Below are 26,480 nucleotides of genomic sequence, written 5' to 3' on the forward strand. Positions count from 1 at the left end.
ACAATCCATTCTTCGTATTTCCCTCTCGTCGTAGGACTCGCATGGACTTCACTTATCTGGTCACTCCCGTACTGACCTGGCTGGTCGTCGGCCCGATCAAATTCCTGATCAACAGCGCGCGCCAGCGCCGCTGGGCGTTCAACCTCGTCGGCAACGGCGGTTTTCCCAGCAACCACAGCGCCACCGTCACCAGCATGGCCACGCTGATCGCGCTGCGCGAAGGCATGGGCCACCCGGCCTTCGGCGTGGCGGTCACGCTGTGCTTCATCGTCATGATCGACGCCAACAGCCTGCGCCAGCACGTGGGACGCCAGGCGGCGGCCATCAACCGGCTGGCGGCCGGCCGGGACGGCTTCAAGGTGCTGCGCGAGCGCATGGGGCATACGCTGGTGGAGATCGGGGGCGGGATCGTCACCGGTATCCTGATGGGCAATCTGATCTATCACGTGCTGGTCAAGTAAGCAATTGAGTCCCTGCCTGCGCAGGGACGACGTATCGACTGCCGTGGCCTCGGAAACCACCGTCGCCCCTGCGCAGGCAGGGGCCCCATGTCGCCTGCACTGAGCGCGGACGTCCGCCCCCTGTCCGCGCCGTCCGGTTTGTTGTGCATTCCATACTCCCCCAGCTGCATTTCATCCCCGCCATACGCAGTTCATCCCACCAAAACCGCACTCCGCCGATCCCCGATTGACGCGCCCGGCGGCCTAATCGATACTGCGCGCTGGCTTTTTCCATTCTTATTCCAATAAATCCAGAGTCCACTGGGAGATCCACGACATGCTGCGCAAAACCCTGTTCGTCCTTGCCATCGCCGCCGCCCTCAGCGCCTGCGGCAAAGGCAAGGATGCCCCCAAGCCCGACAGCGCGGCCGCGCAGGCGGACGGCAAGAAGGACGCCAAGGCGGTCCAGCTGCTGGTATCGCCGGAAGACGTGCTGACGGTGCAGAGCGCCGCGCTGGCGTCCGGCCCCGTGATCACGGGCTCGATCCAGCCGGAGCGGCGCGCCGACCTGCGCGCCGAGGTGTCCGCCATCGTGCTGCAGGTGCTCAAGGAGAACGGCGAGCCGGTCAAGCGCGGCGACGCGCTGCTCAAGCTCGACGAGACGTCGATCCGGGACAGCCTGATGTCGGCCGAGGAATCGCAGCGCGCCGCCAACCAGGCGCTGGAACAGTCGCAGCGCGCGCTGGAGCGCCTGAAGACGCTGCGCGCGTCCGGCATGACGTCGGCCCAGGCGCTGGACGACGCCGAAGTGCGCCGTAACAGCGCCCAGAGCGAACTGGCGGCCGCCAAGGCGCGCCTGGTGGCCGCGCGCCAGCAGGTCGACCGCACGATCGTGCGCGCGCCGTTCGACGGCATCGTGTCCGACCGCAAGGTGTCGCCGGGCGACACGGCGTCGATCGGCAAGGAACTCCTGAAAGTGATCGACCCCAAGAGCATGCGTTTCGAAGGCCGCGTCTCGGCCGACAAGGTCGCCTCCGTCAAGGTCGGCCAGGCGGTCATGTTCCGCGTCAACGGCTACGGCCAGCAGCAGTTCGCCGGCGTCGTCAAGCGCATCGACCCGTCGGCCAACGACATCACGCGCCAGGTCGAGGTGCTGGTCAATTTCACGGGCGAGCAGCAGCCGCGCGTGGCCGGCCTGTACGCGGAAGGCCGCATCGACGCCGCCGTGTCCGACGCCATGACGCTGCCGGAATCCGCGATGGTCCGCAACGGCGACAAGACCTATGCCTGGAAAGTCAGGAACGGCGCGCTGGCCAAGGTTGACCTGGGCGTGGGCGCGCGCGACGAGCGCACCGGCAACTTCGAGATCAAGTCGGGCCTGGCCATCGGCGACACCGTGCTGCGCCATCCGAGCTCGAACCTGAAGGACGGCCAGAAGGTCGAGATGGCGGCCGCCAAGGTCGCCACGGCCGGCTCCGGCGCCGTCCAGGGCAAGTAAAAGGAAAATTCCATGTTCCTGTCCAATTTCAGCGTCAAGAAGCCCGTCGCGACGATCGTGCTGATCATCGCGATGATGTGCATGGGCCTGCTCGCGCTCAGCCACCTGCGCGTGAACCAGAACCCCGACGTCGACATCCCCATCATCGTGGTGACGATTCCCTATCCGGGCGCGTCGCCGGAAACCTCGGAGCGCGAACTGATCGAGCGCCTCGAGAAGCAGATGCAGGCGATCACCGGCGTCACCGAAGTCAATTCCTATGCCAACGAAGGCAGCGCGACCATCGTGCTGCGCTTCGACTTCAAGCGCAACCTGATCGAAGCGTCCGACGACGTGCGCAACGCCATCGCCGCCGTGCGCTACAAGCTGCCGATCGAGATGCGCGAACCCGTGCTGCGCCGCGTCGACCCGTCCTCGCAGCCGATCATGAACCTCGCGCTGTCGTCCAGCACCCAGAGCCATGCGGAAATCTCGCGCCTGGCCGAGGACGTGCTGGCCGACCGCCTGCGCGCCATCGACGGCGTGGCCAACGTCAACGTCAACGGCTCGCTGCGGCGCGAACTGTCCGTGCTGCTGCATGCGGAAAAGCTGCGCGAGTACAACGTCTCCGTCAGCGACGTCACGAATGCGCTGTCGCGCCAGAACACCAATGCGCCGGTGGGCAAGGTGAGGAGCGAGCTGGACGAGAAGGGCATCCGCCTCGTCGGCCGCATCGAGCGTCCGGAAGACTTTTCCCAGGTCGTCGTCAAGCGTAACGGCGACACCATCGTGCGCCTGAACCAGGTGGCCGACATCCGCGACGGCTTCGCCGAAGTGGAAAGCCTGTCGAGCAAGAATGGCCATCCGAACGTGAGTATCCAGATCATCCGCTCGCGCGAAGCGTCGACCGTGTCGATCGCCAAGAAGGTGCGCGAGGAAATCAAGCTGATCCAGAAGGAACTGCCGGCCGGCACCAAGCTCGACATTTCCTACGACGGCGGCGAAGACGCCCAGGATAGCCTCAACAACGTGGTCGAATCGCTGATCTTCGGCGCCGTGCTGACCATCTTCGTCGTGTACGCCTTCCTGAATTCGTGGCGCTCGACGCTCATCACGGCGCTGTCGCTGCCGACGTCCGTGCTGGCCGCCTTCATCGCCGTGTGGCTGTGCGGCTTCACGCTGAACTTCATGACGCTGCTGGGCCTGTCGCTCGCGATCGGCGTGCTGATCGACGATGCGATCGTGGTGCGCGAGAACATCGTGCGCCACATGGAAAACGGTTCCGACCGCCGCACGGCCGCCCTCGAAGGCACCGCCGAGATCGGCATGGCCGTGGCCGCCACGACGTTCTCGATCATGGCCGTGTTCATTCCCGTCGCCTTCATGCCGGGCATCTCGGGCGAATGGTTCCGTCCGTTCGCGCTGACCGTGACCTGCTCGGTGATCGTGTCGCTGCTGATCTCGTTCACGCTCGACCCGATGCTGTCGGCCTACTGGGGCGACCCGCCGGGCCACCACCACGCGCCGCGCAAGGGCCTGGAAAAATACCTGGTCCACTTCAATACCTGGTTCGACCACCAGGCCGACCGCTACGGCCGCGTGATCGCCTGGGCCCTGCACCACCGCCGCTGGATGGCCTTCATCGCCGTCGCCAGCCTGGTCGCCGCGCTGACGTTGAACGCCTTCTTCGGCGGCACTTCGTTCCTGCCGAAGATGGACACGGGCCAGCTGCAGATCGAAGTGCGCACCCCGGCCTCGGCCTCCGTGTACTACGCCCAGAAGAAGATGGAAGAGGCGGCCGCGCTGGCGCGCACGCTGCCGGAAACCAAGGACACCAACAGCACGATCAAGGCGAGCGGCGGCAGCGTCTATGTCGACATCGGCAAGCGCAGCGAACGCAAGCGCAGCGCCGCGGACGTCGCCGTCGAGCTGCGCGCCAAGATCGCACGCCTGGTCGGCGCCGAATACACGGTCACGGACGACATGAACGGCAACGGCAAGCCGATCCAGATCGAATTCACGGGTCCGGATTCGCGCAAGCTGATGGAACTGACCAATGCCTACATGGAAAAACTGCGCGAAGTGCCTGGCGCCGTCGACGTCACGCTGTCGCAGCAGGATCCGAAGGACGAGCTGCAGATCGAACTGGACCGCGGCCTGTCGAACATGATGGGCATCTCGGTGGGTGACGCCGCCACCGCGCTGCGCGTCGCGTTCGCCGGCATCGAGGTCGGCGACTGGGTCGACCCGACCGGCGAGACCCGCGACGTGGCCGTGCGCCTGGCGCCGGAAGACCGCGTGGGCACCGAGAACATCGAGCGCCTGCCGATCGCCGTCAGCGGCAGCAATATGATGGTGCCGCTGGACCAGATCGCCAAGATCACGATGGGCAAGGGCCCGTCCGCGATCGAACACAAGGACGGCAAGCGCGTCGTGCGCGTCTCCGCCAACGCCCAGGGCCGTTCGAACGGCGAAGTCATGAACGACGCCATCAAGCTGGCCAAGACCATGGACTTCCCGCCCGGCTACGGCCTGTCGCTGGGTGGCCAGAGCAAGGACCAGCAGGAACTGTTCACCCAGATGGGCATCGCGCTCGTCTCGGGCATCGGCCTCATGTACCTGGTGCTGGTGATGCAGTTCGGCTCGTTCACGGCGCCGCTGGGCGTCATGATGTCGCTGCCGCTGTCGCTGATCGGCGTGGTCGTGGCGCTGCTGCTCACGGGCGGCACGCTCAACCTGATGAGCTTCATCGGCATCATCATGCTGATGGGCCTGGTGGCCAAGAACGCGATCCTGCTGCTGGATGCGGCGCGTAGCCGCGAAGCGGAAGGGATGGACCGCGAGGAAGCGCTGATGGAAGCGGGCCGCGCCCGCCTGCGTCCGATCCTGATGACGACCTTCGCGCTGATTGCCGGCATGCTGCCGGTGGCGCTGGCCCTGGGCGACTCGGGCGAGTTCTACCAGCCGCTCGCCATCGCCATCATCGGCGGCACGATCACCTCGACGCTGCTGACGCTGCTGGTCGTGCCGACCTTCTACGACAGCATCGAGATCGCCCGCGACCGCATGGCGGCCAAGTTCAACGGCCGCATCCCGCGCTTCACCGTGCTGCCGGCGTTCGTGATGACCTTCGTCGAAGCGATCCTCACGCTGACCCTCGTGCGCTTCGCTTACCGCATGATCGTCAAGGCGGGGCGCTTCGTGCTGGGCCTGGGACGCCGTCCGGCGCCTGCCGCCTGATGTAGACCGGTCCCGTACCGGCGCCGCATGTAACAAGGCCCGCGATCGCGGGCCTTTTTTTCGCCGTGGTTGGCGGCGAGGGTGGAAAAGAATGCGGCGCGACGACAGCCGAAGCCGTCGCCGCGCCGGTGAGGCGGCCTGCACTGGAGCCGTATCCGCAGTTATGGTGCATACGGCCACAGTGCATGCGGCCACAGTGCATGCCGTCACAGTGCATGCCGGAATGGGGCATGCCGACAGCGAGCCGGCAAAGGACCGTGGACCGGCCCTTTGCTTGCCTGCCATGCCGATTAACGGCCGGTGTTGGACGTATTGCCGGTCGAACCGGTGTTCGACGTGTCGTTGCCCGCGCCGCTGCCCGAGGTGCCCGACATGCCCGAGGTGCCCGACGAGCCCGAGGTGCCGGTGCCGGTGGTGCCGGTGCCCGAGGTGCCGCCGGTGGTGCCGGTCGCGCCGGTTGCGCCGCCGGTGGTGTCGGTGGTGCCCGTGGTACCGGTTGCGCCGGTGCCCGTTGCGCCTGCGCCGGTGGTGGTGTCGGTACCGGTGGTGCCCGTGGTGCCGGTTGCGCCGGTGGTGGTGTCGGTGCCGGTCGCGCCGGTGGTGCCGCTCGTGCCGGTGCTGGTGCTCGGCGACGTTGCCGTCGTGTCACCCGTGCCGGTGGTGCTGGTGGTGTCGTTCTTCTTGCAGGCAGCCAGACTTGCCATCAGGGCTGCGGCAAACAGAATTTTCGATGCGTTGTTGAGTGCTTTCATTTGTTTTACTCCTCGTTCACGTCTATTACGTGCCGCCGGCTCCAGGTGAGGCGCTGGAGGGATCGGAGGCGCCTATGGGGTTCCCTGCCGGTAGGGCCAAGAAACCAATGCGGAACCGAGAAACGCGGCCCCGTGGGTGCACGAATCCGGGCGTGCATGTTTGACCCGCGTGTTGCGGGCCAGTTCGCCGGATTGCACACCTTTGCTTTTCGAACCCGCCCCGGCCGGCATATCTCCTTGCCGACAAGCGCCGATCCGCATCCGCGATGCTGCTTGCGAATTAAATAAGAGTCGAAGTGTCATCTTTCAACCCTTGAATTGAGTCCGGCATGGCCGGAAGTTCGTGCCGCCACGTCGACGCTGTCGCCGGCGGCCTGTTCGAGCAGGGCAGGAATTTCTTCAGGTAATTCCCGCGCCAGGTAACCCAGCGTGCCCAGGCGTTCCGCCAGTTTCTCGCCCGCACGGGCGTGCAGCGCGACGCCCCAGGCCGCCGCCTGGGCCAAGTCGGCGCCGCGCGCCGCCAGGCCGACGATGATGCCTGCCAGCACGTCGCCGGAGCCGGAAGTGCCGAGGCCGACGTTGCCGCCTTCGTGCTGCCACCGTTCGCCGCTCGGCGCGGCGATCACGGTGCGCGCGCCCTTGAGGGTGACCACGGCATTCCAGCGCTCCGCCGCGTCGCAGGCATGGCGGTCGGGGGCCAGGCAGATCTCTTCCTTGGCGATGCCGGTCAGGTGCGCCATCTCGCCCGCGTGCGGGGTCAGCAGCACCGGCGTGCCGAAGCGGAACGGCCCCGGCGTACCGGCCGGCGCGAACAGCAGCGCGCCCATGGCGTTGGCGTCCAGCAGGACCTTGACGTTGCCGCCTTCCAGGCGCGGCAGCAGCGCGTGCACGAGGCGCGCGGTCGCTTGTTCGTCCTGCATGCCGGGACCGATCAGGATGGCGCTGATCTTGTCCGCGAGCGGGTCGAGCGCGGCCACGGCGTCGACGGCAAAGCCGCCGGCCTCCGTCTCGGCCAGGCCCAGCACGCGCGACTCGGGAATCGCCAGCGCGACCAGCTGGGCTACGCTGCGCCCCGTGGCGATGGTGAGCTTGCCGGCGCCGGCGCGCAGGGCCGCCGTGGCGGCCAGGATCACGGCGCCCGGCATCTCGCGCGAGCCGCCCAGCACCAGCACGTGGCCCCGTTCTTCCTTGTCGCCTTCGCCGGACGGGAAGGGCAGCGCCCAGCTGCGCAGCAGGCTAATATCGACGTCGCGCGGGCGGGCGTGAGTAGGCAGCGTCATGGTCGTGGTAAATGAAGGTCTCAGGCCTTGGCACCGGCCGGCACATCCTTGCCGGCGGTGACCGGCGTGCCGGTTGCTTCGAGGGGGGCGACGAAATTGACCAGGCGCGGCGCCAGCTTGCCGCGCTTGCCGAGGGTCGGATCGAAGGAGTAGGAAGTGACGGAGCAGTTCGGCACGTCGCCGGCGCGGTCGTACGCGAGGATCGTGGCCTCGTCCAGCCGTTCCAGCAGGTAGCGGAAGCAGTTGACGATGACCTGGTGGCCCACGATCAGCACGCGTTCGCGCGGGTATTCGCGGGTGATGGTCTCGAGCACGCCGCGCAGGCGCAGGATCACGTCGCACCAGCTTTCGCCGCCGGGCGGACGGAAATAGAACTTGCCCACGTGGCGGCGCTGTTCGTACAGTTCGGGATACTTGTGGGCGATGCCGTGCGTGGTGAGACGGTCGAGGATGCCGAATTCCTTTTCGCGCAGGCGCTCGTCGGCGTGCACCGCGAGGAGTTCGTCGCGGTCCATGCGCTGCATCAGGATATTGGCCGTCTCGGCGGCGCGTACATAGGGCGAGTGCAGCACCACGTTCGGCTGGCTGCCGGCCGGCATGGCCGCGAACCAGTTGGCCAAGGCCTGCGACTGGCGCACGCCCAGCTCGGACAGCGGCACGTCGACGTCGCGTTCGGCGATGTCGATCGACAGGCCGGCCGCAGCCTCGGCCTCGTCACGTGCGACGTTGCCGGCACTCTGGCCGTGCCTCACCAGCCAAATTTCTTGGGGCCACTTTTGTTCCATAACCCAGCCGCATCCGATAACGATATGACATCATCATAGACGGATTCGGCGGGACGTCTGCGCACGATTCCGGGAGAAAACGTGCGTAGAGAATCAGGAATTCATGCTACCTGCTGGTCGGTGTCGAGGTTCAGCTCGGCGTCGCTCTCGAACACCTTCATGTCGGTCTGTCCCAGCACGCGGCTGGTGAGGGTGCCGGCCGTGATCGAGCCGCTGACGTTGAGCGCCGTGCGGCCCATGTCGATCAGCGGTTCGATCGAGATCAGCAGGCCCGCGAGCGCCACCGGCAGGTTCATGGCCGACAGCACGATCAGCGCCGCGAACGTGGCGCCGCCGCCGACGCCGGCCACGCCCACCGAGCCGATGGTCACGATGCCGACCAGGGTCAGCAGGAAGTGGCTCGTGAATGGGTCGATGCCCACGGTCGGCGCGATCATGACGGCCAGCATGGCCGGATAGATGCCGGCGCAGCCGTTCTGGCCGATCGTCGCGCCGAAGCTGGCGGCGAAGTTGGCGATGCCTTCCGGCGTGCCCAGGCGTGCCGTCTGGGTCTGCACGCTCATCGGGATCGACCCGGCCGAGGTGCGCGAGGTGAAGGCGAAGGCCAGCACGGGGAAGATCTTCTTCACGTAGCGGGCCGGGTTGAGGCCGGCCAGCGCGATCAGGATCAGGTGCACGCCGAACATCAGGATCAGGGCACTGTACGAGGCGGCCACGAAGCCGATCAGGTTCAGGATGTCCTGCAGGCTCGACTTGGCCAGCACTTGGGTGATCAGGGCGAACACGCCGAACGGGGTCAGTCGCAGCACCAGCGTGACCATGCGCATCACGATGGCGTGGGCAACGTGGACGAAGCGGCTGAACGATTCGAACACGTCCGGCTGCTTGCCCGCGATGCCGGTGGCCGCGACGCCGATGAAGATGGAAAACAGCACGACGGCGATGGTCGAGGTATTGCGCACGCCCGTCATGTCGAGGAAGGGATTTTCCGGGATGAAGGACAGGATCATCTTCGGCAGCGAGATCTCCTGCGCCGTGGCCAGCTTGCCTTCCAGGTAGGCGCCGCGCGCGACCTCGGCCGCGCTGGACGTGAGGCCCACCGCCGTCAGGCCGTACAGCTTGGCCATCAGGATGCCGATGGTGGCGGCAACGGCCGTCGTCGCCATCAGCGTGCCGATCGTCAGGGCGCTGATCTTGCCGAGCGAGGAAGCGTTGCGCAGCTTGAGGACGGCCTGGATGATCGACACCATGATGAGGGGCATGACGATCATCTGCAGCAGCTTGACGTAGCCGCTGCCGACGATGCCCAAGTACTCGTTGGTGTCCTTGATGACTTGGGCGCCGTTGCCGTACACGCCCTGGAACGCGGCGCCGAGCACGACCCCGAGGCCGAGGGCCGTGAACACCCGCTTGGTGAAGGAAACGTGGCGCTGCTGCATGAAGTACAGCAGGGCACAGGCGGCGACGGCAATCGCCAGATTCAGGATCAGGAAGAGGCTCATGGGGTCCTTGGTCAGTGCTTCCCGGACATCTTTATGCATCCGTGGAATATAAGAACCGCATTCTATAACCAATCATGCTGGTGTGCATGAGTCAGCTACATTTCCTCGTCATAATATTTTGCTATATGGGCATGCATATGCACGCGCATCGATTCAGGGTGCCTCGACTTTTTCGACCAGCAGTGGCGGCTCCGGGGCCAGCACGGGCAGCGCCGCAAACAGGGGCGAGTCCGAACGGTAGGGAACGCGGCCGGACGGGACATGCTTGGCGGCCGGGTCCAGGTGCAGGTCCTGGTCGTCGAAGAACAGGTGGGCGCGGAAGGCCTTGACGATCTTCGACTTGGATACGCCGCCGAGGAAGAAGATCTCGTTCACGTACACGCCCCAGTGGCGCAGCGTATTGATGACCCGCATCTCCGCCGGCGCGCTGCGCGCCGTGACGATGGCAATGCGCACGGGCGAGACGTCCGCGCCGAACGGCAGGCGTTCCTGCAGGCGCGCGAGCTTGCGCAGCAGGATGGCATAGGGCCCGTCGTTCATCGGCTCGTTGCGCTTTTCGTCCTCCACCGTGTGGAAGCGGTCCAGGCCCTCCGTCTTGTAGACCAGTTCGCTTGCATCGTCGAACAGCACGGCATCGCCGTCGAAGGCGATGCGCACCTGGTCCTCCGGCGGTGCTTCGCCGGACAGTGGCGGCGGTTTCAGGACGGCCGCCGCGCAGGCCTTGGCGTCGATCACGCGCTGGGCATCGTCGACATTCGTGGTCAGGAACAGGTCGACGGCAAACGCGTCCAGGTAGTCGACGACGGATTCCCCGCCCGTGAACGCATGGCGCGCGATCGGCAGGCCGCGCGAGCGGATGTTGTTGAACACGCGCACCCCCGTCTCCGGGCTGTTGCGCGACATGACGACGACCTCGACCAGCGGCTTGCCGTCGGTCGCGTGCCGGTTCAGGCCGAGCAGGGCGCGCACCAGCGCCATGCCGGTGCCGTCGCGCAGCGGTTCGTTCTCGCGTTCCAGCATATAGGCGCGATATTCCTCCAGCGCGTTCTGGGGATTCTTCGCATGTTTCGCCTTGTAGACGGCATCGGCATCGGCCAGGTCGAACAGGGCGGTGGCGGAAATGCCCACCACGAGGGTATCTGAAAGGTCGAAGGACATGGCAAGCTCGGGTGAATGGGTTGCGGACGACCGGCACAGTGTACCGGATGAGCGGGAGACCACGGCGGATAAGAATATTCCTTCGAGAAATGGCTCGGGAAGAAAGCGAACCGTTACTTGACGCCCAGCAACGTCGACAGACGGTGATGTCGCACACCGCAATGCATTTGATAATGATTCTCATTTACATGATGCGCAAGCTGGGTTACATTGGCCCTGTTTTCCTCGTTACCGCATGCCATGACCATTTCCGATTTCGCCTGCCGCCGCATCGTCCTGGCCACTGCCGGCCAGCGCGCCACCTGTCCCGCGTGCGGGACGATCCCCGTCGCCGAGTCCTGAAGGAGGCCACCATGTGCGATCACGACCGCCCCCGTTTCGCCCCGCAGGAAGAGACGTCCGGCTCGCGCCGGCGCCGCCTGTGGGAGCTGGCCGCCAACTGCCACTGCCCGATCATCGGCGTATGCCTGCCGCTGGCGCTGCTGCGCAAGCTGGTGGCAAAGGTGGCCACGATGTCGGTCGAGGGCGACGACTACGACCTGCACGTCTGGGCCGTGCACGAATGCGCGAACCGCAGTCGCATGGCCGAGCTGCTGCAACGCACGCTGGACGAACGCTTCGCCGGCGTGATCCGCAAGTTCAAGGAAGCCCGCGACGGCGATGCCCTGATGGCGCTGTGGCGCCAGGCCGTCGACAGCGGCGACACGGCCGGCAGCTTCTGGGCCGCGCTGTCCCATGCGCGCTGCGACGCCTGGCTGGCGGAAGCCATCGTGCGCGACATGCACATGATCCAGCACCAGGCCGGCGCCAGCGTGCGCGTCGACGTGGCCCGCTTCACGGCATTGCAGAAGCAAAACGCGCAGCTGGCGGCGGAACTGGAGCAGACCCGCGACAAGGCCGCGCGCTCCGCCGACGTCAAGGCAAAGGAAACGGGGCGCCTGGCCGAGCAGAACGTGCAGTTGCGCGCCGACCTGGCCCAGCGCGATGCCGCGATCGAGGCGCTCAAGCGCCAGTTGGAGGCGATCCAGGCCGCGCTGCCCGACATGCGCGACCGCGAACGCCTGCTGCGCCGCGTGGACGAACTGGAGGCGCGCGAACGTGCGCTGAACGACAGGATGGCGCAGCTGCGCCAGCGCCTGGTCCGCGAGCGCCAGGAAGCGGCGGCGTCTTCGTCCCCGGCCGTCGTTGCGGTCCCGGTCGCGCCGCCTGTTACGACGGCCGCGCGTCTGGCCCTGGTCGACAAGACGGTATTGTGCGTCGGCGGGCGCAGCAGCAACGTGCCGAACTACCGCGAACTGCTGGAACGTGAAGGGGCCCGCTTCATGCACCATGACGGCGGCCTGGAGCAGGCCAGCGAACTGCTCGACACGAGCCTGGCGGCCGCCGACCTGGTGATCTGCCAGACCGGCTGCATCAGCCACCAGGCCTACTGGCGTGTGAAGGACTTTTGCAAGCGCACGGGCAAGCGTTGCCTGTTCGTGGACAACCCGAGCACGTCGAGCCTGTCCGTGTGCTTGAGGAAGGTGGTGGAGCCGGCACCGCAGTCGGCCGCTTGAAGGGCCGCTGCGACGGGGCGGCAAAACAAAAAAGGCGTCACGATCACTCGCAACGCCTTCTTTGTTACTGCTGAATTCTGGTAGGCCGTGCTGGGCTCGAACCAGCGACCAACGGATTAAAAGTCCGCTGCTCTACCAACTGAGCTAACGACCCGAAGAAGCAAGATTATAGGGTGCTTCCTGACCCCTGTCAAATACTCATCAAGAGAACGTGCTTACTTCAGCGAGGCGAGACGTTCCTTGGCGGTCTGGGCGGCCGCGGCGTCCGGGTACTTCTTGACCAGCGCCTGCAGGGTCTTCTTGGCGTTCTTGCTGTCCTTCAGCTCGACGTAGTTGCTGGCGATGTTCAGCATGGCGTCCGGCGCCTTGGCGCTGGTGCCGTAGTTCGAGACGACGGCTTCCTGCGCCGCGATCGCATTCTTGTAGTCGCGCTGGGCGTAGTAGGCGTTGCCGAGCCAGTACTGGGCGTTGGCGGCGTAGGCCGATTGCGGGTACTGGCGCACGAAGCTCTGCAGCGAGCCGATGGCGCCCTTGTAGTCGCCGGACTTGAACTGTTCCATGGCGGCGTCGTACGACGCTTTTTCGCTCGGCAGGACTTCGGCGGCCTGGCCGTCGACGACTTCCTGGCGCGGCTCGAGCTTGCGCATGCGTGCGTCGAGGTCGGCGTACAGGTCCTTCTGGTTCTTTTGCGCGGTGGCGACCTGGTTGGCCAGCACCTCGACCTGGCCGCGCAGGCGCGCGATTTCCTGCATCGTCTGCTCGTGCTGGTTCAGCATGTCGAGCGTGGAGCTCTTGTCGGCCTTGGTGTCGAGGCGGCCGTTGACGTCGCGCGTCAGCGCTTCGAGCTTCGCGCGCAGGTCGAGGATCGCGCGGCGGGCTTCGTCGTCGTCGAGCAGGCCGGCGCTCGCGTGCAGGGGGAACCAGGCGGCCAGGGCGAGGGCGACGGCTGCAAGTCGGAGCTGAGGCAGTTTGATCATCTGTAAGCTTTCTAAATCCAAATGGAAACGGGGCGGGATGCAGTCTGCACTGCCTCCCGCCCCGCTGTCAATCGACCGTCACGAACGGTGTCGACAGCGCCAGATTATTGGTAGACGATGTCGGCGCGGCGGTTTTCAGCCCAGGCCGCTTCGTCGTGGCCTTCGGCCTTCGGCTTTTCCTTGCCCAGCGAAACGGCTTCCAGCTGGCCGTCCGACACGCCCAGGGCGGTCATGGCCTTGCGCACGGCTTCGGCGCGCTTCTGGCCCAGGGCCAGGTTGTATTCGGTGCCGCCGCGCTCGTCGGTGTTACCCTGGATCAGGACCTTGCGGCCGGTGTTCTTGGTCAGGTAAGCCGAGTGGTTCTCGACGACCGGCTTGCCATCGGCGCGCACGGCGTAGCTGTCGAAGTCGAAGTAGACGCTGCGGTTGGCCAGCACGCCTTTCGGATCGTTCAGCGGATCGACGTTGCCGGTTTCGACCGGACGGATGTCGCGGCTGGTGTCGGCCGGCGGAGCGGCTTCGGCCACCGGTGCCTTTTCGACGACCGGGGTGTCGTTCAGTTTGGTGGACGAGCACGCCGACAGCAGGGCTGCGGCGGTAGCGATGAAGGCTGCGGTTTTCAGATTGCGCATGGTTTTTCTCCTGGTCAAAAAATTTTTACTTCATGAACGGGCCCCAGCTGGGCTCCCGAATGTTTCCCGCCTGGGTGCTCAAGCGTTGCTTGATGCGCCCGTCAACCGACACCACGGCCAGCGCGGTACGGCCGCCACCCTTGGTTGCATACATGATGTATTTGCCGTTCGGCGAAAAACTCGGTTCGGTGGCCCCGTCGGCCAAGCGTTGTTCCTGGCCGCTGGCCAAGTCCATCGCATACAGAGAAAAACCCCCATCGCGTTGCGAAATCCACGCCAGCGTCTTGCCGTCCGGGGAGAGTCGAGGGCTGATATTGTAGTTGCCTTTGAACGTGACACGGGTGGCCTGGCCGCCGCCCACGCTCATCTTGTAAATCTGCGGACCGCCGCTGCGGTCGCTGGTGAAATAGACGCTCTGGCCGTCGGCCGAGAAGCGCGGCTCGGTGTCGATGCCGTTGCTGGTGGTCAGGCGGCGCATGCCGCTGCCGTCGGCATTGACGATGAAGACCTGGGTATTGCCCGTGCGCGACAGGGCCAGCGCCAGCTTGGTGCCGTCCGGCGACCAGGCGGGCGCCGAGTTGTTCCCCTTTTCGTTGGCGACGACCGTGCGCTGGCCCGTGACCAGGTTCTGCACGTAGATCACCGGCTTGCGCAGTTCGAACGAGACGTAGGCGACCTTGGTGCCGTCCGGCGACCAGGACGGCGAGATGATCGGCTCCTTGCCGTGCGCCGCGACCTGCTCGCCGGCGCCGTCGGCATCCGCCACCACCAGCTTGTAGTCGCGCGGGCCGTCCTGGCGCACATAGGTCAGGCGGGTCGAGAAGATGCCGCGCACGCCGGTCAGCTTTTCGTAGATGTCGTCGGCGATGCGGTGCGCTTCCAGGCGCGTGTTGCGGGCCGAGACGGCATCCGACAGCTGCGACAGGGGCGTCTGCTTGACGGTGTCGAGCAGTTTATAGCGGACCTGGAAACGGCCGTCCGGCATCTTCTGCACCGAGCCCACCACGAGGGCATCGGCGCCGCTGGCCTTGAAGGCGCCCAGGTCGACGCTGGCGCTGTCCGAAATGGCCTGGCGCGCATCGATGACCTTGAACACGCCGCTGCGCTCGAGGTCGGCGCGGATGATGGCGGACACCTGTTCCGGCGCCACCGACTCGTCGGCGAAGGCCGCCACGGCGACCGGGATCTGGTTGCTGCCCACGCCGGCGATCTCCACGCGCAGCTGGGCATGTGCGGCCGTGCCCATCAACAAGGAGGCCGAAAACAGCAGGGTATGTAGTTTCTTCATAAATCTCTCAACTCAGCAATGGTGTGGCTCGGGACCAGATTTCCGCGCTCGTTACTGCAGATCTTTCATGCGGAAATTGATCTCGAGGGTTCTCTCTACCGTACCATCTTTCTTCTTCGGCAGCGGTTCCGATTTACGGATGCCCTTTTCGACGGCGTCGTCGAATGCCGGCACGCCGCTGCTCTTCGTCTTGCGCACCGACAGGATCTCGCCGGTCGGCAATTGGGTGACGATGAACGTCACCGTCGGATTGCCCGGTTCGTCCAGGTCGCCCGCGTACGAGGTATTGCCCTTCACCTTGGCCGTGATGGCCGCCACATAGCCCTTGTCGCGGCCCGGCGCGCTCGATTTCTCGGCGGTGCCGGTGCTGCTCGGCGCGCCGGAACCGGCGGCGCCCGTGATACGGCGCATTTCCTCGGCGCGCGCGGCGTCGCGTTTCTTCTGGTCGGCCGCTTCCTGCTTCTTCTTCTCCGCGTCCGCCTTTTTCTTCTTCTCGGCCTCGTCCTTCTTCTTCTGTTCGGCTTCCTTCTTGGCCGCGTCCTCGCGTGCCTTCTTTTCAAGCGCTTCCTTCTCCTTCTTCGCCTCGAGCTCGCGTTCCTTCTTCTCTGCCAGGGCCTTGGCCTTCTTCTCGTCCTCGCGCTTCTGCTGCTCCAGGCGTTTCTGTTCCTCGCGTTCCTGCTCGCGCTGCTTCTCGCGTTCCTCGCGCTCGCGTTCCAGGCGTGCCTGTTCCTTGCGCTTCAGGTCTTCCTGGCGCTTCTTCTCGCGTTCGAGGGCGATGTCGGGTTGCTTCGGCGGGGCCGGCTGTTCGACCGGGGGCGGCGGCGGTTCGACGGCGCGCGGGGTCGGCTCCGGCGGCGGCGTCTCGGGTTCGGGTTCCGGCTCGGGCTCAGGCGGCGGCGCGGGCGGGGCGGCGATCTTCGTGTCGACGTCCCAGATCTCGGCCTCGACGGCCACCGGGGTATTGCTCTGCCAGTTCACGCCGATCACGAGGAAGGCCAGCAGCAGGGCGTGCACGCCCACCGCCAGGCCGATCGCGGGCCAGCGGTTCGGTTCCGGCGGTACCCGGTAGTGCGGGCCGGCCGTGTCGTTGTCGTTGCGCTTCTCTGCTGCCATCAGTGTGTTATTTCGTGGCCAGGCCGACGCGCTGGATGCCCATCTTCTTGGCTTCCGAGATCAGCTGGATCACGTCGTCGTACTTGCTCTCGCGGTCGCCCGCGATCAGGACCGGGTAATCCGGATGCTCTTCGTGGATCGCGGCCAGGCGCTGGATCAGGGCCTGGCGGTTCGAGACGTCTTCCAGTCCCTGCGGGGTCTTGCCGTTGATGCCGATCGCCAGCTGGCCCTTGTCCTTGACGGCGATCTGGATGTAGTCGTCCGGCGGCTGGGTCGAACGCTCGGCGCTCGGCAGCTTGATCTCGCTCGGGTTCTGGGCCGGCGGCGTCACCATGAAGATGATGAGCAGCACCAGCATCACGTCGATGTACGGCACGACGTTGATCTCGGACTTGAGCTTGCGGCGCGAGCTGCGCATGCTGCTGTTGAAAGCCATGTCGGTGTCCTCGTGCGTCGGTCAGCGCGACTGGCGCTGCAGGATGTTCGAGAATTCCTCGACGAAGCTCTCGAAGCGGATCGCCAGGCGGTCGATGTCGTGCGTGAAGCGGTTGTACGCGATCACGGCGGGAATCGCGGCGAATAGGCCGATGGCGGTGGCGATCAGCGCCTCGGCGATGCCCGGCGCGACGGCGGCCAGCGTGGCCTGCTGGACGTTGGCCAGGCCGCGGAAGGCGTTCATGATGCCCCACACGGTGCCGAGCAGGCCGATGTACGGCGACACGGAGCCGACCGAGGCCAGGAAGTTCAGGTGCGTGTCCAGATGGTCCAGCTCGCGCTGGAAGGCGGCGCGCATGGCGCGGCGGGCGCCGTCCAGCACGGCGCCGCCGTCGAGCGCATCGCGCGCGGCCTGCTTGCCCTTGATGAACTCGCCCATGCCGGCTTCGAAGATGCGGGCCAGCGGGCCGCTCTGGTCGCGCTGGCTGCTGGCGCTCTGGTGCAGGGTGTGCAGGTTGCCGCCGGCCCAGAAGCTGCGCTCGAACTGCTCGGTCTGGCGGCGCGCGGCGCGCAGCGCGAACATCTTGCGGAAGATATAGGTCCAGCTGGTGAGCGACACGGCGATCAGCAGCACCAGGACCAGTTGCACCAGTACGTGTGCGTGGCGGATCAGTTCAATGAAGGAGAGGTCTTGGGCTGCGCTCATCGTCGTAGGAAGTAGTGTTTGTTCAGGCGGCACGCATTTTAGCAGCGGCAAGGTCGGGAAGGGGGCGCGGACGCATCGTGGCGGCATCCACGCAGCCGACTTTCACGTCGGCGCGCGCCAGCAGGGTCTCGCCGCGCCAGGCTTGCTGGGCGAACTGGACCGATGCGCGGCCCAGCTTTTCCACCGTCAGAGTGAGTCGTACGTCGTCGTCCAGGCGCGCCGCGGCCAGGTAGTCGATGGCGGCGCTGCGCACCACGAATGCCACGCCTTCCCGGGCGAGCAGGTCTTGCTGGTGGATGTCGAGCGAACGCAGCCATTCGGTACGCGCGCGTTCGAAGAACTTCAGGTAGTTGGCGTAATAAACGATGCCGCCCGCGTCCGTATCTTCGTAATAGACCCGGACTGTCCAGGTGAAAAGGGAAGGCATTTCAGCTGCCGTATATGAAATTGGGAAACATTTTACGCCATTTTTGCCGTGCATATGTACGGTAGGGCACGTATACCTGACCTATGGACGGTAATTGCAAGGCAAAACATCAAAAACTCAGCGGCTTTGGCTAAACGTCATTTGTGCTAAGCCAGCAACTTTATCATCGATTCATGCATATTTGGCGCCGCTGTTACAAATCGCAAAAATTTGCGCGGGCGCCATTCCGACGATATGCACTCAGCCGCGCTTGATGGTGAAGGGCGAGAAGCCCTGGCAGGTCGGCATCAGCTCGATCAGGTTGACGTTGACGTGCGGGGGCAGGGTGGCGATCCAGTACGCGGTCTCGGCGATGTCCTCGGCCGTCAGCGGCTGCGTGCCTTCGTAGACCTTGGCGGCGGCCGCGTCGTCGCCCTTGAAGCGCACGTTGGAAAACTCGGTGCCCCCGCACAGGCCCGGCGCCAGGTTCGTGGCGCGCACGCCGGTGCCGACGAGGTCGGCGCGCAGGTTCAGCGTGAACTGTTCGACGAAGGCCTTGGTGGCGCCGTACACGTTGCCGCCCGGGTAGGGGTAGTGGCCGGCCACGGAGCCGAGGTTGATGACGAGGCCGCTGCCGCGCTCGACCATCGAGGGCAGCAGCGCGTGGGTCATCGTCACCAGGCCCTTGACGTTCGTGTCGATCATGGTTTCCCAGTCTTCCAGCGGCACTTCGTGGGCCGGCCGGGTGTTCAGCGCCAGGCCGGCATTGTTGATCAGCACGTCGATCTGGCGCCAGGACTGCGGCAGCATCGACAGCGCTTCCTCGATCGAGGCCTTGTCGGTGACATCCATCGCGATCGGCAGGGCCGACTCGCCCAGTTCCTTGGCCAGTGCCTCCAGGCGTTCCTTGCGGCGTGCGGCCAGCACTACCTGGTGGCCGTTCTTGACGAAGGTGCGCGCCATCGCGGCGCCAAAGCCGGCCGATGCGCCGGTGATGAAAACGATCATGATGGATTCCGGTTGGACTGCGGGGTGAACTGCAATGTCGAATTGCGAGATTGTAGCCGAATTGGCCATATTGAGTACCCGTTCATGCCGCTCGCCTGCCGGGTAATCCCGAGGTTGCGCCCGGGGGTGCCCCTGGGGTTGCCCCGTTTCTTGCTTCGCCGTGGGCTCTTCCCGTACAATCGGGAGTTCCATTACATCTCACGTAACTGGCGAAAGCTGCGCGATACCGCGCCGGTCGAAGACCGGGCAGGCGTGCGGCGAAGGTGGGAATCCACCGGGGAACGTGAGGTTTCCATATGCCGTTCGCCTGGGCAGCCCTTGATTGGTCGCGTGATTGGTCGCGTGAAAAGCGCGGTTGTCTCCTGCCGCCGGCCCCGCCCCTTCAGCGCTACCCATTGCCGGGTTCTCTTATCGATTGGAGTTTTTCATGTTTGCAAAAGATCACACGCTCGCCAAGGTCGACCCGGATCTCTGGGATGCCATCCAGAAGGAAAACAAGCGCCAGCAGGACCACATCGAGCTGATCGCATCCGAGAACTACACGTCGCCGGCCGTGATGCAGGCCCAGGGCTCGCAGCTGACCAACAAATACGCCGAAGGCTATCCGGGCAAGCGCTACTACGGCGGGTGCGAATACGTCGACGTCGCCGAGCAGCTGGCGATCGACCGCGTCAAGCAACTGTTCGGCGCCGAAGCCGCCAACGTGCAGCCGAACTCGGGCTCGCAGGCGAACCAAGGCGTGTTCTTCGCCATGCTCAAGCCGGGCGACACCATCATGGGCATGTCGCTGGCCGAGGGCGGCCACCTGACCCACGGCATGGCGCTGAACATGTCGGGCAAGTGGTTCAACGTGGTCTCCTACGGCCTGACCGAGCAGGAAGACATCGACTACGAGGCGATGGAACGCCTGGCGCGCGAGCACAAGCCGAAGCTGATCATCGCCGGCGCCTCCGCCTTCTCGCTGCGCATCGACTTCGAGCGCTTCGCCCGCGTGGCCAAGGAAGTCGGCGCCTACTTCATGGTCGACATGGCCCACTACGCTGGCCTGATCGCCGCCGGCGAATACCCGAACCCGGTGCCGCACGCCGACTTCGTCACCTCGACCACGCACAAATCGCTGCGCGGCCCGCGCGGTGGCATCATCCTGATGAAGGCCGAGCACGAGAAGGCCATCAACTCGGCCATCTTCCCGGGCATCCAGGGCGGTCCGCTGATGCACGTGATCGCCGGCAAGGCCGTCGCGTTCAAGGAAGCGCTGTCGCCGGAATTCAAGGCTTACCAGCAGCAAGTGGTCAAGAACGCCAAGGCGCTGGCCGCAGCCCTGATCGAGCGCGGCCTGCGCATCGTCTCGGGCGGCACCGAATCGCACGTCATGCTGGTCGACCTGCGCTCGAAGGGCCTGACGGGCAAGGAAGCGGAAGCGATCCTGGGCCAGGCGCACATGACCTGCAACAAGAACGGCATCCCGAACGACCCGCAGAAGCCGTTCGTGACCTCGGGCATTCGCCTGGGCAGCCCGGCCTTCACCACGCGCGGCTTCAAGGAAGCGGACGCGACCAAGGTCGGCCACCTGATCGCCGACGTGCTGGACAACCCGCACGACGCCGCGACCATCGAGCGCGTGAAGGCCGAAGTCAAGCAACTGACCGACAAATATCCGGTCTACGAAGCGTAAGCTTCGACAAGCGCCTCCGGGCGCTCGTGTCACCGGCGCTCCTCGCTCCCTCGCTTCCTTTGGCGGGAGCGCCACGTTCCAGCTTCGCTTCGACGCAGCATCGATGCATCAACCAGCAGTACCGGCGCCCCATGAAATGTCCGTTCTGTCATCATGACGACACCCAGGTCCTCGATACCCGCGTATCCGAGGTGGACGATGCCATCCGGCGCCGGCGCCGCTGCGTCCAGTGCGACAAGCGTTTCACCACCTACGAGCGCATCGAGCTGTCGATGCCGTTCATCGTCAAGAAGAACGGCAGCCGCACCGAGTACGACTCGTCCAAGCTGCGTGGCAGCCTGATGCTGGCGTTGCGCAAGCGTCCCGTGGCCGCCGACGCCATCGACCGGGCCGTCGCCACGATCGAGGAAAAGCTGCTCACCAGCGGCCGCCGCGAAGTGGACTCCGTCCACGTGGGCGAACTGGTGATGCAGGAACTCCAGCGCCTGGACAAGATCGCCTACATCCGCTTTGCCTCCGTCTACAAGAACTTCGAGGACCTGGCCGAGTTCCAGGAAGCGATTGCGGAAGTCGGGCAGCCGCGCAAATGAGCCACGCAAATAAGCCACGCAAGTAATCCTTTAGAGCCGCACCCACCGATTCCGTTGCATCCGCACGCTTGAGGCAGCTCATCGCTGGCCCTGGCTCGGCTGCTACCTTCGCATCTCATGCGAACGGGATGGGGGAGGTGGGCGATGGGTGGCGGCAGATTCGGTGGCGGCGGATTCACTCTGGTCGAAGTGCTGGTGGCCCTGTTCGTGGCCGCCCTCGGCGTCGCCGGCGCCTGCGCGCTGCAGACACTGGCCCTGCGCTCGCAGCAGGAAGCGGCGCGCCTGGCCGACGGCGTGCGCCTGGTCTCCACGCTGGCCGAGCGCATGCGCGCCAACCCGCCGGCCATGTCCCGGCCCGACAGCAGCAATCCCTATTCACGATTCGACTACGACGCCGGTGCCGGTGAACCGGTTGCGGCCGCGCCGTGCTTTGCCGACGGCGATTGCGACGCCGCCCGCCTCGCCGAATGCGACCTGGCCGAAGTGGCCCGGATACTGGCCGAGCGCTTTCCCGGCGGACGTATCCGCGTCTGCCGCGATGCCGGCAACGCATCCGCATGGGCGTGTTCAGCCGAGCCCGGCGCGCCGCTCGTGGCCAAGCTGGGCTGGCGCGAATCCTCTGCCGGCGGCGGGGTCGGCGCACCCAGGCTGCAGATGCCCTTGCCGGGCGGTGCGCCATGATGCCGCCGCGTCCCGCACGTGTCCGCGGCATGACGCTGCCGGAGATGCTGGTGGCGCTGGCCATCGGCCTTGCCGTCCTGCTCGGCGCCGGGCAGTTGCTCGTCCTGGCCAATGGCGCCTACGTGGCCCAGATGGAAGCGGCTGCGATCGACGATGGCGGGCGCTATGCGCTGGAGCTCGTCGCTAGGGCGCTGCGCCAGGCCGCGGCAACCGATCCCGACAGCCTTCTCGCCGCCGATGCGGATTCCGCGGCTGCACGCATTGCCGGACTCGATGCCCGCAGCGTGGGCCGGACGACACCCGGCATCGACGATCCCTCGGCGGATGCCGTCGCCGGCAGCGACGTGCTGGCCGTGCGCTTTCCCGGCAGCGGGCCCATGCCCGCCGGCGACGGCAGCAGCGTCGACTGCGCCGGCTTCACGGTGGCCGATGGCGAGGAGGGGTGGAGCATCTTCTACGTGGCGCGCAACGGCCAGGGCGAGCCGGAACTGCGCTGCAAGTACCGCGGCAACGCCAACTGGAGCGCCGACGCCATCGTGTCCGGCGTCGACGGTTTCCAGCTCCTCTACGGCATCGACACCGACGAGCCGCGCGACGGCGCCCCGAACCGCTACGTGAATGCCGATGCCGTGCGCGCGCTCGACGCGGCACTGGGCCTAGTGGACGAGCGGGAGCTGCACCGGCGCACCTGGTGGAAGCGTGTCGTCAGCGTGCGCATCGGCCTGCTGCTGCACGGTGCGAAGGCGACGCGGACCCGGCCCGGCGCCGCCGCCTATGCGCTGCTCGGCCCGGCGTACGGGGATGGCGAGGGCGGTGCGGCCGGCGATACCGACGCAGGCAGCGTGCTCCGCGAGGACGCGATGACGCCGGCGCTGCGCCTGCGCGAGCGGCGCCTGTTCACGATGACGGTCGCCCTGCCGGCGGCGGCGCCATGACGGCACCACGGTCGACGCGCCCGGCTCTGCAGCGCGGCCTGGCGCTGGCCTGCGTGCTGCTGTTGCTGGCGGCGGCGATGGTCATCGGCGTGGCCGTGGCGCGCGGCGCCTTCGCGCTGCTGGCGTCCGCGCGCAACGAAGGCGACCGCGTGACGGCGCGGCTGGCGGCCGAGGCGGCGCTGCTGGATGCGGAGCGTGATCTCGCCGGCGCCGCTGGCGGTGCCGCTGCCGGTGCCCATGCCGGTGCCGGTGCCGGTGCCGATGCGGATGCCACCGCGCGCGCAGCCGTGATCGCGCAGCCGGACGGGGCGGGATTCGCCGACGGCTGCGGCCATGGCCCGGCCGACCTCGGCCTGTGCCGCGTGGCGGCGCCGCCGGCCTGGCAGGACGTTGACCTGGCCGACCCGGATACCACCGTGCTGGTGCCCTACGGCCGCTACACGGGTGCCGTGCTGCCGCTCGGGGCCGGCACGCTGCCGGCGCGCCTGCCGGGCTACCTCATCGAAAAACTGGAACCCGAGGGCGCCGGTCCGGCGCATGGCAGCTTCTACCGCATCACGGCCATCGGCTTCGGCATGCGCGCGTCGACGCAGGTGGTCCTGCAAACGCTGTACCGCAAGCCGGCCGCGGATGCTGGCGCGCATCCCGAGGCGGATCCCGCGGCGGACGGCCAGGGCGCCCGGCCGCAGGACGAAGAGCAGGGCGAGGGGCAGGACGAAGCGCCGGACGAAGCGCAGGACGAAGAACGCGATGCGGAACAGGAAGCCGGCACCCCTTCGGGACCGGACCCACCCGCGCCGCCACCGCTTCCCACCGGCCGCATCGGCTGGCGCGAGATCGCCAACTGGCCCGCGCTGCACGCCCGCGCCCGACAGTGACCTTACCCGACGAGCACCCCACATGAGCACGCGACCCGAGAGGTTCCCGATGACGCAGTCCCGCCAGGCCGCAGGATTCACCCTGCTCGAAATGCTGATCGTGCTCGCCATCCTGTCGATCCTGGGTGCGCTCGCCTATCCGAACTATGCGGGCTATATCGTGCGCACCAAGCGCACGGAAGGGCAGTTCGCGCTGATCGAGACGATGCAGGCGCAGGAGCGCTACCGGATGCGCCACAACGGCTACCTGGCGTTCGCCGCGGATGCGATGCCGGACGAGGATGCCGGCGAGTTCCGCTGGTGGTCCGGCGCGGCGGCCGCGTCCAGCCACTACGAGCTCGACGCGCACGCTTGTCCGGGCATGGAGATCGCCGATTGCGTCGAGGTGCGGGCGCGTCCCGGCACGGTCCGCGTCGACGCGCGTTTCCGCGATCCGGATTGCGGCGCGCTGACGCTGGACAGCCAGGGGCGCCAGGGCGCGCAGGCGGCGAACGGCGCGCGCTGCTGGCCATGAAGGCGCGGGCCGGGTGCGGGACAAGCGGCGGCTTTTCGCTGGCCGAGCTGGCTATCGTGCTGGCCGTGTGCGCCGTCACGCTGGCGTTCGGCGCCCCCGACCTGGCCGCCATGGTGCGCACCCAGCAGCTCAAGGCCGCCACCGGCGACCTGTTCGGTGCGATCAACCTGGCGCGGGCCCAGGCGCTGGCGCGCGGCCGCCAGGTGGCGCTGGTGCCGCTCGATCCGGCGGGCGTCGACTGGGCCCGCGGCTGGACCGTGTTCCAGGACAACGACGGCGACGGCCGGCCCGGCCCGGGCGACGACGTCATCGCCGCGCACGGGCCGCTGGCGCCGGGCGTCGCCGTCGACTTCGTCTTCACGAGCCCAGCGCCGCCGTTCTATATCGCCTACAATGGCGCCGGGCGCAGCTGCAGCGCGACCAACCCGGCGTCCGCACGCTGGGGCACGCTGTCGCTGTTCCATGGCGACGGCATCCGCCGTATTAAAATCAATATGCTGGGACGGGCGCGCACCTGCGATCCGACACGCGACGATGCCTGCGAAGGCGCCGCGGCGCCGCCGTCCTGACGCCGCCGCGATGTAGCGCCTCCCGCCTGCAGGGACAGGCGCCCGGCACGCAAGCGGCACGAACGAAGCACAGCAAGGAACGAACACACGGTGCAGATACTGAGCGATATCGACGGCATGGCGCTGGCCCTGGAATGGGCGGCGAAAGGCATGAGCATCACGGCGCCCAACCCGCGCATCGGCTGCGTGATCGTGAAGGACGGCGCCGTCATCGGCGCCGGCCACACGCAGCCGGCCGGCCAGGCCCATGCGGAGATCCAGGCCCTGCGCGACGCCCAGGCGCGCGGCAACGACGTGCGCGGCGCCACCGCCTACGTGACGCTGGAGCCGTGCAGCCACTACGGCCGCACGCCACCGTGCTCGAATGCGCTGGTACAAGCGGGGCTGGGACGCGTGGTTGCCGCCATGACCGATCCGAACCCGCTGGTGGCGGGACGGGGCCTGGCGCAGCTGGAGGCGGCCGGCATCGACGTCAGCGCGGGCGTGCTGGCCGACCAGGCCTACGAACTGAACATCGGATTCTTCCAGCGCATGCGCCACGGCCGCCCATGGGTGCGCCTGAAGACGGCCGCCAGCCTGGACGGCGCCACGGCGCTGGAGAGTGGCGAGAGCCAGTGGATCACCAGCCCGCAGGCGCGCACCGACGGCCATGCCTGGCGCGCGCGCGCGAGCGCGATCCTGACCGGCATCGGCACCGTCAAGGCCGACGATCCGCAGCTGACCGTGCGCGGCATCGACCTGCCGGACAATGCCGTGGCCCCGCGCCGCGTGATCGTCGACAGCCGCCTCGACATCGACCTGGACGCGCGCATCCTGCAGGGCGACCCGTGCTGGATCGTGGCCGCGCAACCGGATGCCGCCAAGGAAGGGGCCCTGCGCGCGCGCGGCCACGAAATCCTGATGCTGCCCAACGCGGAGGGCAAGGTCGACCTGCCGGCGCTGATGCTGGAACTGGGCCGGCGCGAGATCAACGAGCTGCACGTCGAGGCCGGATCGAAGCTGAACGCCTCTCTCGTGCGCGAAGGCTGCGTCGACGAATTGCTCGTCTACCTGGCCCCCAGCCTGGTCGGGCCGGGGCAGGGCATGTTCGCGCTGCCGCCGCTGGCGCGCCTGGCCGACAAGCGCCAGCTGCGCTTCCACGGCGTGGCCCAGGTCGGGCCGGACCTGCGCATCGTCGCCCGCTTCGACCGGGACGGGCATCCCGCAGAACATCAACACGCATAAGCATTCAACACGAAGGAACCACCATGTTTACTGGAATCGTCGCTGCCGTGGGCAGCATCAAGACCGTCAAGCCGCTCGAAGGCGGCTCGTTCGCCGGCGTGCGCCTGGACATCGACGCGGGCGGCCTGCCGCTGGCCGACGTCGCGCTGGGCGACTCGATCTCGATCAACGGCGCCTGCATGACGGTGGTCGAGAAGAGCGACAGCGCCTTCGCCGTCGACGTCTCGCGCGAGAGCCTGAACCGCACCGTGGGCCTGGACCAGCCGGGCGAAGTGAACCTGGAAAAGGCGCTGACGCTGGCCGAGCGCCTGGGCGGTCACCTCGTGTCCGGCCACGTCGACGGCCTTGGCACCGTGCACAGCTTCGACAAGGTTGGCGAGTCGTACAAGCTGGTCGTCGACGCGCCCCAGGAACTGGGCAAGTTCCTGGCCTATAAAGGCTCGATTGTCGTCAACGGCGTCTCGCTGACCGTCAACGAGGTCCTGGACGTCCACGCGGAAGGCAGCGCCGCCGCCTGCTGCCGTTTCTCGATCAACCTGATCCCGCACACGATCGCCGTCACCACGCTCAAGCACCTGCATGCCGGCGCCAAGGTCAACCTCGAGATCGACCTGATCGCGCGCTACGTCGAGCGCATGCTGAGCGCGACCAAGGCCTGA

Annotated in this window: 26 protein-coding genes, 1 tRNA gene and 1 riboswitch; of the genes, 13 read left to right on the plus strand and 14 right to left on the minus strand. The window is 66.8% G+C overall.

Features of this window, described 5'->3' with window-relative positions; translation table 11 throughout:
- The first annotated feature begins 41 nt into the window (after positions 1–41).
- From ACI1V7_RS13110 to ACI1V7_RS13120, 3 genes are all read left to right on the plus strand, one after another.
- Positions 42–461, plus strand: coding sequence for a divergent PAP2 family protein (locus tag ACI1V7_RS13110; protein ID WP_404532191.1), 420 nt, complete (start codon positions 42–44; stop codon positions 459–461).
- Between the two features lie 316 nt (positions 462–777).
- A complete protein-coding gene (locus tag ACI1V7_RS13115) occupies positions 778–1,938 on the plus strand; it encodes an efflux RND transporter periplasmic adaptor subunit (protein WP_404532192.1) in 1,161 nt (386 codons plus the stop codon).
- Positions 1,939–1,950: 12 nt separating this feature from the next.
- A complete protein-coding gene (locus ACI1V7_RS13120) occupies positions 1,951–5,157 on the plus strand; it encodes an efflux RND transporter permease subunit (RefSeq protein ID WP_404532193.1) in 3,207 nt (1,068 codons plus the stop codon).
- A gap of 290 nt (positions 5,158–5,447) precedes the next feature.
- Here the strand turns inward: ACI1V7_RS13120 and ACI1V7_RS13125 are convergent, their stop codons facing one another.
- The 5 genes from ACI1V7_RS13125 to ACI1V7_RS13145 form a co-directional block, all read right to left on the minus strand.
- Entirely contained in the window at positions 5,448–5,861 is a 414-nt protein-coding gene (locus tag ACI1V7_RS13125) for a hypothetical protein (protein ID WP_404532194.1), read from the minus strand.
- A gap of 347 nt (positions 5,862–6,208) precedes the next feature.
- On the minus strand, positions 6,209–7,189 hold the full coding sequence (locus tag ACI1V7_RS13130) for an NAD(P)H-hydrate dehydratase (RefSeq protein ID WP_404532195.1): 981 nt from the start codon (positions 7,187–7,189) through the stop codon (positions 6,209–6,211).
- Positions 7,190–7,209: 20 nt separating this feature from the next.
- Positions 7,210–7,941, minus strand: coding sequence for a histidine phosphatase family protein (locus ACI1V7_RS13135; RefSeq protein WP_404532196.1), 732 nt, complete (start codon positions 7,939–7,941; stop codon positions 7,210–7,212).
- 134 nt (positions 7,942–8,075) lie between these two features.
- Positions 8,076–9,476 (minus strand): L-cystine transporter, encoded by a 1,401-nt coding sequence (locus ACI1V7_RS13140; protein ID WP_404532197.1) that lies wholly within the window; start codon positions 9,474–9,476, stop codon positions 8,076–8,078.
- 153 nt (positions 9,477–9,629) lie between these two features.
- Positions 9,630–10,634 (minus strand): 5'-nucleotidase, encoded by a 1,005-nt coding sequence (locus ACI1V7_RS13145; RefSeq protein WP_404532198.1) that lies wholly within the window; start codon positions 10,632–10,634, stop codon positions 9,630–9,632.
- Positions 10,635–10,987: 353 nt separating this feature from the next.
- Between ACI1V7_RS13145 and ACI1V7_RS13150 the strand changes: the two genes are divergently transcribed.
- Positions 10,988–12,190, plus strand: coding sequence for a DUF2325 domain-containing protein (locus tag ACI1V7_RS13150; protein WP_404532199.1), 1,203 nt, complete (start codon positions 10,988–10,990; stop codon positions 12,188–12,190).
- A 78-nt stretch (positions 12,191–12,268) separates the two neighbouring features.
- Here ACI1V7_RS13150 and ACI1V7_RS13155 read toward each other — a convergent pair.
- The 9 genes from ACI1V7_RS13155 to ACI1V7_RS13195 form a co-directional block, all read right to left on the minus strand.
- Positions 12,269–12,344: transfer RNA gene (locus ACI1V7_RS13155), tRNA-Lys, on the minus strand.
- A gap of 61 nt (positions 12,345–12,405) precedes the next feature.
- Positions 12,406–13,167: a tol-pal system protein YbgF gene (gene ybgF, locus ACI1V7_RS13160; RefSeq protein ID WP_404532200.1), complete on the minus strand. Its 762-nt coding sequence runs from the start codon at positions 13,165–13,167 to the stop codon at positions 12,406–12,408.
- A 104-nt stretch (positions 13,168–13,271) separates the two neighbouring features.
- Positions 13,272–13,799 (minus strand): peptidoglycan-associated lipoprotein Pal, encoded by a 528-nt coding sequence (gene pal, locus ACI1V7_RS13165; protein WP_404532201.1) that lies wholly within the window; start codon positions 13,797–13,799, stop codon positions 13,272–13,274.
- 25 nt (positions 13,800–13,824) lie between these two features.
- Positions 13,825–15,087 (minus strand): Tol-Pal system beta propeller repeat protein TolB, encoded by a 1,263-nt coding sequence (tolB, locus tag ACI1V7_RS13170; RefSeq protein WP_404532202.1) that lies wholly within the window; start codon positions 15,085–15,087, stop codon positions 13,825–13,827.
- Positions 15,088–15,138: 51 nt separating this feature from the next.
- Positions 15,139–16,200, minus strand: coding sequence for a cell envelope integrity protein TolA (tolA, locus tag ACI1V7_RS13175; RefSeq protein WP_404532204.1), 1,062 nt, complete (start codon positions 16,198–16,200; stop codon positions 15,139–15,141).
- 7 nt (positions 16,201–16,207) lie between these two features.
- Positions 16,208–16,636 carry an ExbD/TolR family protein gene (locus ACI1V7_RS13180; RefSeq protein WP_404532205.1) on the minus strand — a complete coding sequence of 143 codons (429 nt, stop codon included), beginning with the start codon at positions 16,634–16,636 and terminating at the stop codon, positions 16,208–16,210.
- Positions 16,637–16,657: 21 nt separating this feature from the next.
- The gene (gene tolQ / locus ACI1V7_RS13185; RefSeq protein ID WP_314543655.1) at positions 16,658–17,341 is read right to left on the minus strand and encodes a protein TolQ; all 684 of its coding nucleotides are present in this window, start codon (positions 17,339–17,341) and stop codon (positions 16,658–16,660) included.
- A gap of 22 nt (positions 17,342–17,363) precedes the next feature.
- Positions 17,364–17,768, minus strand: coding sequence for a tol-pal system-associated acyl-CoA thioesterase (ybgC, locus tag ACI1V7_RS13190; RefSeq protein ID WP_404532206.1), 405 nt, complete (start codon positions 17,766–17,768; stop codon positions 17,364–17,366).
- Positions 17,769–18,008: 240 nt separating this feature from the next.
- Positions 18,009–18,755, minus strand: coding sequence for an SDR family oxidoreductase (locus tag ACI1V7_RS13195; RefSeq protein WP_404532207.1), 747 nt, complete (start codon positions 18,753–18,755; stop codon positions 18,009–18,011).
- Positions 18,756–18,947: 192 nt separating this feature from the next.
- Positions 18,948–19,075: riboswitch (ZMP/ZTP riboswitch) on the plus strand.
- A gap of 107 nt (positions 19,076–19,182) precedes the next feature.
- On the opposite strand from ACI1V7_RS13195, the gene glyA reads away from it, so the two are divergent.
- The 9 genes from glyA to ACI1V7_RS13240 all read left to right on the plus strand — a co-directional run bounded on the left by glyA (position 19,183) and on the right by ACI1V7_RS13240 (position 26,480).
- Complete coding sequence (gene glyA / locus ACI1V7_RS13200) at positions 19,183–20,430, plus strand: serine hydroxymethyltransferase (protein WP_404532208.1); 1,248 nt, start codon at positions 19,183–19,185, stop codon at positions 20,428–20,430.
- Positions 20,431–20,561: 131 nt separating this feature from the next.
- Entirely contained in the window at positions 20,562–21,020 is a 459-nt protein-coding gene (gene nrdR / locus ACI1V7_RS13205; protein ID WP_314543649.1) for a transcriptional regulator NrdR, read from the plus strand.
- Between the two features lie 144 nt (positions 21,021–21,164).
- On the plus strand, positions 21,165–21,701 hold the full coding sequence (gene pilV, locus ACI1V7_RS13210; RefSeq protein WP_404532209.1) for a type IV pilus modification protein PilV: 537 nt from the start codon (positions 21,165–21,167) through the stop codon (positions 21,699–21,701).
- Complete coding sequence (locus ACI1V7_RS13215; RefSeq protein ID WP_404532210.1) at positions 21,698–22,636, plus strand: PilW family protein; 939 nt, start codon at positions 21,698–21,700, stop codon at positions 22,634–22,636. Before pilV ends, ACI1V7_RS13215 begins: the two co-directional genes overlap by 4 nt.
- Positions 22,633–23,514: a pilus assembly protein gene (locus ACI1V7_RS13220; protein WP_404532211.1), complete on the plus strand. Its 882-nt coding sequence runs from the start codon at positions 22,633–22,635 to the stop codon at positions 23,512–23,514. The genes ACI1V7_RS13215 and ACI1V7_RS13220 overlap by 4 nt, the downstream gene beginning before the upstream one ends.
- A gap of 22 nt (positions 23,515–23,536) precedes the next feature.
- Complete coding sequence (locus ACI1V7_RS13225) at positions 23,537–24,028, plus strand: type IV pilin protein (RefSeq protein WP_404532212.1); 492 nt, start codon at positions 23,537–23,539, stop codon at positions 24,026–24,028.
- Positions 24,025–24,597: a GspH/FimT family pseudopilin gene (locus tag ACI1V7_RS13230; protein ID WP_404532213.1), complete on the plus strand. Its 573-nt coding sequence runs from the start codon at positions 24,025–24,027 to the stop codon at positions 24,595–24,597. The genes ACI1V7_RS13225 and ACI1V7_RS13230 overlap by 4 nt, the downstream gene beginning before the upstream one ends.
- A 117-nt stretch (positions 24,598–24,714) precedes the next feature.
- Positions 24,715–25,821: a bifunctional diaminohydroxyphosphoribosylaminopyrimidine deaminase/5-amino-6-(5-phosphoribosylamino)uracil reductase RibD gene (gene ribD / locus ACI1V7_RS13235; RefSeq protein WP_404532528.1), complete on the plus strand. Its 1,107-nt coding sequence runs from the start codon at positions 24,715–24,717 to the stop codon at positions 25,819–25,821.
- Positions 25,822–25,844: 23 nt separating this feature from the next.
- Entirely contained in the window at positions 25,845–26,480 is a 636-nt protein-coding gene (locus ACI1V7_RS13240; protein ID WP_404532215.1) for a riboflavin synthase, read from the plus strand.

The organism is Massilia paldalensis, from assembly GCF_044901715.1.
In the GTDB taxonomy this organism is placed as follows: Bacteria; Pseudomonadota; Gammaproteobacteria; order Burkholderiales; family Burkholderiaceae_D; genus Telluria; species Telluria paldalensis.

Coding starts and splice junctions, on each gene's coding strand:
- ACI1V7_RS13110 (WP_404532191.1), top strand. CDS start 42: ATGGACTTCACTTATCTGGTCACTCCCGTACTGACCTGGCTGGTCGTC.
- ACI1V7_RS13115 (WP_404532192.1), top strand. CDS start 778: ATGCTGCGCAAAACCCTGTTCGTCCTTGCCATCGCCGCCGCCCTCAGC.
- ACI1V7_RS13120 (WP_404532193.1), top strand. CDS start 1,951: ATGTTCCTGTCCAATTTCAGCGTCAAGAAGCCCGTCGCGACGATCGTG.
- ACI1V7_RS13125 (WP_404532194.1), bottom strand. CDS start 5,861: ATGGCAAGTCTGGCTGCCTGCAAGAAGAACGACACCACCAGCACCACC.
- ACI1V7_RS13130 (WP_404532195.1), bottom strand. CDS start 7,189: ATGACGCTGCCTACTCACGCCCGCCCGCGCGACGTCGATATTAGCCTG.
- ACI1V7_RS13140 (WP_404532197.1), bottom strand. CDS start 9,476: ATGAGCCTCTTCCTGATCCTGAATCTGGCGATTGCCGTCGCCGCCTGT.
- ACI1V7_RS13145 (WP_404532198.1), bottom strand. CDS start 10,634: ATGTCCTTCGACCTTTCAGATACCCTCGTGGTGGGCATTTCCGCCACC.
- ACI1V7_RS13150 (WP_404532199.1), top strand. CDS start 10,988: ATGTGCGATCACGACCGCCCCCGTTTCGCCCCGCAGGAAGAGACGTCC.
- ybgF (WP_404532200.1), bottom strand. CDS start 13,167: ATGATCAAACTGCCTCAGCTCCGACTTGCAGCCGTCGCCCTCGCCCTG.
- pal (WP_404532201.1), bottom strand. CDS start 13,799: ATGCGCAATCTGAAAACCGCAGCCTTCATCGCTACCGCCGCAGCCCTG.
- tolB (WP_404532202.1), bottom strand. CDS start 15,087: ATGAAGAAACTACATACCCTGCTGTTTTCGGCCTCCTTGTTGATGGGC.
- tolA (WP_404532204.1), bottom strand. CDS start 16,200: ATGGCAGCAGAGAAGCGCAACGACAACGACACGGCCGGCCCGCACTAC.
- ACI1V7_RS13180 (WP_404532205.1), bottom strand. CDS start 16,636: ATGGCTTTCAACAGCAGCATGCGCAGCTCGCGCCGCAAGCTCAAGTCC.
- tolQ (WP_314543655.1), bottom strand. CDS start 17,341: ATGAGCGCAGCCCAAGACCTCTCCTTCATTGAACTGATCCGCCACGCA.
- ybgC (WP_404532206.1), bottom strand. CDS start 17,768: ATGCCTTCCCTTTTCACCTGGACAGTCCGGGTCTATTACGAAGATACG.
- ACI1V7_RS13195 (WP_404532207.1), bottom strand. CDS start 18,755: ATGATCGTTTTCATCACCGGCGCATCGGCCGGCTTTGGCGCCGCGATG.
- glyA (WP_404532208.1), top strand. CDS start 19,183: ATGTTTGCAAAAGATCACACGCTCGCCAAGGTCGACCCGGATCTCTGG.
- nrdR (WP_314543649.1), top strand. CDS start 20,562: ATGAAATGTCCGTTCTGTCATCATGACGACACCCAGGTCCTCGATACC.
- pilV (WP_404532209.1), top strand. CDS start 21,165: ATGGGTGGCGGCAGATTCGGTGGCGGCGGATTCACTCTGGTCGAAGTG.
- ACI1V7_RS13215 (WP_404532210.1), top strand. CDS start 21,698: ATGATGCCGCCGCGTCCCGCACGTGTCCGCGGCATGACGCTGCCGGAG.
- ACI1V7_RS13220 (WP_404532211.1), top strand. CDS start 22,633: ATGACGGCACCACGGTCGACGCGCCCGGCTCTGCAGCGCGGCCTGGCG.
- ACI1V7_RS13225 (WP_404532212.1), top strand. CDS start 23,537: ATGAGCACGCGACCCGAGAGGTTCCCGATGACGCAGTCCCGCCAGGCC.
- ACI1V7_RS13230 (WP_404532213.1), top strand. CDS start 24,025: ATGAAGGCGCGGGCCGGGTGCGGGACAAGCGGCGGCTTTTCGCTGGCC.
- ribD (WP_404532528.1), top strand. CDS start 24,715: ATGGCGCTGGCCCTGGAATGGGCGGCGAAAGGCATGAGCATCACGGCG.
- ACI1V7_RS13240 (WP_404532215.1), top strand. CDS start 25,845: ATGTTTACTGGAATCGTCGCTGCCGTGGGCAGCATCAAGACCGTCAAG.